Origin of the sequence: Streptomyces laculatispora (assembly GCF_017353455.1) — a bacterium.
Lineage (GTDB): Bacteria > Actinomycetota > Actinomycetes > Streptomycetales > Streptomycetaceae > Streptomyces > Streptomyces laculatispora.
The window spans coordinates 1-5,583 of the sequence record NZ_JAFMPZ010000423.1 but is presented as its reverse complement, the minus strand read 5'-3'; the positions used below and the strand labels follow the sequence as shown (position 1 = coordinate 5,583).

Below are 5,583 nucleotides of genomic sequence, written 5' to 3'. Positions count from 1 at the left end.
GGCCTGATCCGCTGCACCTCGCCGAGGTGTTCGGGCTCGACGAGAAGACCGTGATGCGTGACGCGGACTCCGCACGCCGGCTTCTGGAGACCGCCGTCGAACAGAAACCGTGAGGACCGGCAGTGACCTTCTGTCATTCTGCCTTCCATGTCCGCACGAAATCGAAGACTGCCCCGGCACCGTGCCTGGCCTCTGACCACCACCGACATCAACGAGAGTCTCGGCCCCTGCATGACTCGCGTCACGGACCTGCAGTTCCTTAACCGGGCGTGACAGCGGGACTGCGCCCGCTGCCCACCGGTGGCGGCCGCGAGGCAGCTCCTCGGCAGGTGGCGTGCCATCTCGTCGCGGACGACGGCAGCGTGCCGGATGCCGCGAAGGCCGCGGCGGCGGGTCAGCCGACCAGTTCCAGGCTGTCGGCGACGACACGGCCGGCATGCAGGACCGTACGGTCGTCGCTGCGGTCCATGACGGCGGACGCCACCGTCTCGCCCTCGACCAGCAGCAGATCGGCACTGTCGCCGACGGCGAGACCGGGACGGTCCGAGACGGACGTCAGACGGGGCAGGTCCGTGTGGAGGATCGAGGCCCCGCCGCGGCTCGCGACGGCCACGCAGTGCTCGATCAGCTCGTCGGCCCGGTAGCGGTTGGTGAAGGCCAGCTGCCAGGTGCGGTCCAGCATGTCCCCGTTGCCGTAGGGCGACCAGAAGTCGCGCTGGCCGTCCTCCCCCAGGCCGACCCGCACACCGGCGGCGGTCAGTTCGGCCAACGGCAGGGCGTGCTGCTGAGCCGGTGCGATGGTCGCCATCGCGATGTCCAGCTCGGCGAACTCCTCGATGAGGCGGCGAGTGGTCGCCTCGTCGACGGTCCCGAGTTCATAGGCGTGCGAGAGCGTCACCTGACCGGCCATGCCCAGGGCGCGTACCCGCTCCAGGATGAGGTCGACGCTGAACACACCGAGTGCGCCGGGCTCGTGGAGGTGGATGTCGATCGGTGCCTGGTGGCGCTCGGCGAGGCCGAAGACGATGTCGAGATGACGTACGGGGTCGCGGTCCAGGGTGCACGGGTCGATACCGCCGACCACGGACGCACCGGCGGACATCGCCTGGTCCATGAGTTCCGGCACGCCCTTCTCCTTGAGCAGACCGGCCTGCGGGAAGGCCATGATCTCGACCTCGCACCGGCCGGCGTGCGCCTCCTTGGCCGCGAGGACACCCTCCAGCCGCTCCAGACCGCAGTCCGCGTCGATCTGGGCGTAGCTGCGCACGCGGGTCGTGCCGCGCTCGATCATGCGGCCCAGGGTGTACGTGGCCCGCTGGGCGACGCTCCACTCGTCCTCACGCCAGTGCGCGCGGTCGTTCATCGTCATGCCCCAGACACCGGGGGCGCCCGTGTGGGGGCGGAAGGGCAGCCCCATGCGGGTGGAGTCGAGGTGGCAGTGGACGTCGGAGAACGACGGCAGCGCGAGCCGTCCCCGTCCGGCCACGGTGTCGTCCGCGGCACGGCTCGGGTCGTGCGGGGTGAGCGCGGCTATCACGCCGTCCTTGATCTCGATGTCGCAGGGCTCGCCGCCCCAGGGACGGACGTTCGTGATCAGCATGTGGTGCCTCTCCTTCGTTCGGTCGACCGGTATGAAGTTGTCGGTATGAAGTTGTCGGTATGAAGTTGTTCCTCTTCAGTTGCCGCTGTTCAGTTGTCGGGGTGGAGGTGCCGGGCGGCTCGGGTCACTCCGCCGGAAGCACCTCGGCCAGGGTCGCCAGGGAAGGGCCGCGGCCCCGCTCGATGTGCGCATAGGCGAGGGCGTCGGCCAGATCCGGCTTGCCCGCGTGGATCGCGGCGCAGATGTCCTGGTGCTCGGTGCACTGCACACGCGGGTCGAGGCCGCCGGTGAGGGTGAACAGCCACTGCACCAGGCCCAGCGAGGGCTGAAGGGCGTCCTGGAGCAGCCGGTTCCCGGTCATCGCGACGATCTCCGCGTGCAGGGCGGTGTTGGCGGCGGGAATCTCGTGGATATCACCCCGCCCGGTGGCGTCCTCGGCCGCTTCCATGAGTTCGCGCAGCCGGTCGCCGCCGCGGCCGGCCGCGCAGGCCTCCGCGGCCCTGCGGGCGGCGAACACCTCAAGGCTCAGCCGGAGGTCGAAGAGCTCGGCCACATCGCGCAGCGAGAGGTTGCGCACGGATGCGCCGCGCCGCGGGGAGATCACCACGAGGCCCTCCCCGGTCAGCCGGGTGAGCGCCTCCCGGACGGGGATGCGCGAGAAGCCCAGGGCCTCGGAGAGTTCGCGCTCCCGCAGACGTACGCCGGGCGGGTACTCGCCGGACAGGATGCGGGCGCGGATCGTCCGCTCGGCGTGATCGACATGGGACGCACCGGACTCGGGCGAATTGGTCATCGTGGGATCTCCTCGTACGGCGGGAACGTCGGCGGGAACAGCTCGCCGGCGCCTCGGCGGCGCAGGTCGCGCTCGCCGTAGGCCGCGCGCATTGTCTCGAACAGGGTCTGGGCCCGGCGCCGCAGGTTCGGCAGGTCGGTGCCCGGTATCCGGCCGTCGGTCATGACGGGGCGCCCCGCCACGACGGAGTGGGTGGCCTGCCGGGCGGTGCCGTTCAGCAGGAACGTACGGACGGGGTCGTCCTGGACGCCGTCGCGGATGTCGTCCAGCCGGAACGCCACCAGGTCCGCCTGCGCGCCGGGCTCCAGCCGCCCGAGGTCGGTGCGCCCCAGTGCGCGGGCGCCGCCGAGCGTGGCCGCCTCGGCGTAGTGCTCGGCGGGCGCGGCGTCCAGGCGTCCGTCGACGGCCTTCGCGAGGTGGACGCCGGTGTCCATGCCCCGGATGAGGTCCGGCGGAAAGGAGTCGGTGCCCGGACACAGATTGATCCCTGCCCGCCGGTAGGCGTCGAAGGAGTGCAGTACCTGGCCGTAGCGCAGCGAGGTCTGCGGGCAGTGGATGACGGATACGCCCGCCGCCGCGAGTGCGGCCAGGTCGCCGCGGTCCTCGCCGTGCACGTCGGGGTGGCGGTCGGTCACGATGCCGTGCGGCACGAGGAGCCGGCTGTCCAGCAGCCCGGTGCGGGCGAGCAGCCGCAGGGGCCTGGTGCCGTGCAGCTCCTGTACGAGATCCCGTTCGGCCATGCCCTGGAGACAGTGCAGCCGTACGGGACGTCGCGCCGTCGCGCGATCGCGGCGGTCTCGCGCAGGAGGTCTTCGGTGAGCGTCTCGATCCGGCACGGCAGGAGCACGCCGTTGACCAGCGGATCGCCGAGCCCGGCGGCGTGGTCCAGGAAGCGCACGGCGTCCCGCAGCCCTTCGCGGCCGCGTTCCTCGTCGAAGGCGACCCCGCGGTCGCCGTCGGGGAGTGCCACGTTGACGCCGGACCGGTACGCGGGCCCCAGATAGCCCCGCAGGCCGATCCGCCGGGAGGTCTGCGCCATCTGGACGAGCTCGTCGTACGGCTCCGCCCAGGCGCTGTGGACCTCCGATGCGATGGGCATGTAGGTGGTGATGCCGTGCAGGGCCAGCTGGACGAGCGCGTACTCGCGGACGGTGGCCCGTTCCTCCGGGGTGAAGACGTGCCGGCGGCGGTGGGCGAAGTAGTTCCGGGACCAGAGGAGTCCGGCGCCTCGTTCGCGGGGCGCCCATGAGTCCAGGACGAGGTGGTCGATGTCGGCGAGGGCGTCCAGATCGATGAGTCCGGGCGTCACCAGCGCCTCGCCGAGGTCCAGTTCCGCGTCCACCGGACCGTCGTACCCCGTGCCCACGTACGCGATCGTGTCGTCCTCCCACACGATCTCGCCGTCACGGAGCAGTGCGTGCCCGCCGTCGCGGTGGGCGAGGACGTGGGTGGCGCGCCAGCGGGTTCGCACGGGACCTCCTGCGGGTGCGGTGTACCGGACCGCCCCGAGCGGACGGCGGTCCTCGGTCGGAGCAAGGCGACAGTAACACTTGGCATACCAAGCGCCCGCATCATCAGGAGTTATGTGAAGTTAGTCGGAAACTGTGACTCGAAAAGCCTGCATGGAGGAGAGGACGGCACTCTCTGGCATACCAACAGGGTGACGGCTCCGGGGAGCCGGTGCCCCGTCAGATCTCCGTGAGCCGTCCCGCCGCCACCTCGACGCGGCGGGTCGTGCGGACCGCCTCCAGCATCCGCCGGTCGTGCGTGACCAGCAGCAGCGTCCCCGTGTACGAGTCGAGTGCCGATTCCAGCTGCTCGATCGCCGGCAGGTCAAGATGGTTCGTGGGCTCGTCCAGGACGAGGAGGTTGACGCCGCGGCCCTGGAGCAGGGCGAGTGCCGAGCGGGTCCGTTCGCCCGGGGAGAGGGTGGTCGCGGGGCGCATCACATGGTCGGCGCGCAGGCCGAATTTGGCGAGGAGGGTACGGACCTCGGCCGGTTCCGTGTCCGGGACGGCCGCGCAGAACGCCTCCAGCAGGGATTCCGTACCGTGGAACAGCTTCCGCGCCTGGTCCACCTCACCGACGACCACACCCGAGCCCAGGCTCGCGTGCCCCGAGTCCAGCGGGAGACGGCCGAGCAGAGCGGCGAGCAGGGTCGACTTCCCGGCGCCGTTGGCACCGGTGATGGCGATCCGGTCCGCCCAGTCGATCTGGAGCGATACCGGGCCGAACACGAAGTCCCCGAGACCGGCCCGTGCCTCGCGCAGCGTCGCCACGACGGAGCCGGAGCGAGGGGCGGAGGCGATCTCCATCCGCAGCTCCCACTCCTTGCGCGGCTCGTCCACGACATCGAGGCGCTCGATCATGCGCTGGGTCTGGCGGGCCTTCGCGGCCTGCTTCTCGCTCGACTCGCTGCGGAACTTGCGGGCCATCTTGTCGGAGTCGCCGGCCTTGCGGCGCGCGTTCCTGACGCCCTTGTCCATCCAGGAGCGCTGCATCAGGGCGCGGCCTTCGAGCGCGGAGCGCTTGTCGGCGAACTCCTCGAACTCCTCGCGGGCGTGCCTGCGGGCCCGCTCGCGCTCCTCCAGGTATGCCGCGTAGCCACCGCCGTAGAGGTTGATCTGCTGCTGGGCCAGGTCGAGTTCGAGGACCTTGGTGACCGTGCGCATCAGGAATTCGCGGTCGTGGCTGATGACGACCGTGCCGGCGCGCAGTCCGCAGACGTACCGCTCCAGCCGTTCCAGGCCGTCGAGGTCGAGGTCGTTGGTGGGTTCGTCGAGCAGGAAGATGTCGTAGCGGGAGAGCAGCAGCGAGGCGAGGCCCACGCGGGCCGCCTGCCCACCGGAGAGCGTGGTCATCGGCAGGTCGAGACCGACGGTCAGGCCGAGGTCGGCGGCGACCTCCTCGGCCCGTTCGTCCAGGTCGGCGCCGCCGAGGGCGAGCCAGCGCTCCAGCGACTCGGAGTACGCGTCGTCGGAGCCGGGTGCCCCGTCGACGAGGGCCTGGGTGGCGGTGTCCATCGTCGCCTGGGCCTCGGCGACACCCGTCCGGCGGGCCAGGAACTCCCGTACGGTCTCGTCGGGGCGCCGCTCCGGTTCCTGCGGCAGGTGGCCGACGGTGGCGGTGGGCGGGGAGAGCCGCAGCTCGCCCTCCTCCGGCTGGTCGAGCCCGGCGAGCAGCCGCAGCA

General features: G+C 71.2%; 5 protein-coding genes. All 5 read right to left on the bottom strand.

Features of this window, described 5'->3' with window-relative positions:
- Positions 1 to 394: 394 nt before the first annotated feature.
- Positions 395 to 1,600 (bottom strand): amidohydrolase, encoded by a 1,206-nt coding sequence (locus tag J1C73_RS21180; protein ID WP_207317802.1) that lies wholly within the window; start codon positions 1,598 to 1,600, stop codon positions 395 to 397.
- A 124-nt stretch (positions 1,601 to 1,724) separates the two neighbouring features.
- A complete protein-coding gene (locus J1C73_RS21175; protein ID WP_207317801.1) occupies positions 1,725 to 2,393 on the bottom strand; it encodes a GntR family transcriptional regulator in 669 nt (222 codons plus the stop codon).
- Positions 2,390 to 3,133 carry an amidohydrolase family protein gene (locus J1C73_RS35080; RefSeq protein ID WP_242644493.1) on the bottom strand — a complete coding sequence of 248 codons (744 nt, stop codon included), beginning with the start codon at positions 3,131 to 3,133 and terminating at the stop codon, positions 2,390 to 2,392. The genes J1C73_RS21175 and J1C73_RS35080 overlap by 4 nt, the downstream gene beginning before the upstream one ends.
- The gene (locus J1C73_RS35075; RefSeq protein WP_242644492.1) at positions 3,025 to 3,864 is read right to left on the bottom strand and encodes an amidohydrolase family protein; all 840 of its coding nucleotides are present in this window, start codon (positions 3,862 to 3,864) and stop codon (positions 3,025 to 3,027) included. Before J1C73_RS35075 ends, J1C73_RS35080 begins: the two co-directional genes overlap by 109 nt.
- A gap of 217 nt (positions 3,865 to 4,081) precedes the next feature.
- The coding region (locus tag J1C73_RS21165) for an ABC-F family ATP-binding cassette domain-containing protein (protein WP_207317800.1) at positions 4,082 to 5,583 on the bottom strand (1,502 nt) is incomplete at its 5' end.

Bases quoted from the DNA above. Each gene is read 5' to 3' on its own strand.
- J1C73_RS35080 (WP_242644493.1), bottom strand. From the start codon at position 3,133: ATGGCCGAACGGGATCTCGTACAGGAGCTGCACGGCACCAGGCCCCTG.
- J1C73_RS21175 (WP_207317801.1), bottom strand. From the start codon at position 2,393: ATGACCAATTCGCCCGAGTCCGGTGCGTCCCATGTCGATCACGCCGAG.
- J1C73_RS21180 (WP_207317802.1), bottom strand. From the start codon at position 1,600: ATGCTGATCACGAACGTCCGTCCCTGGGGCGGCGAGCCCTGCGACATC.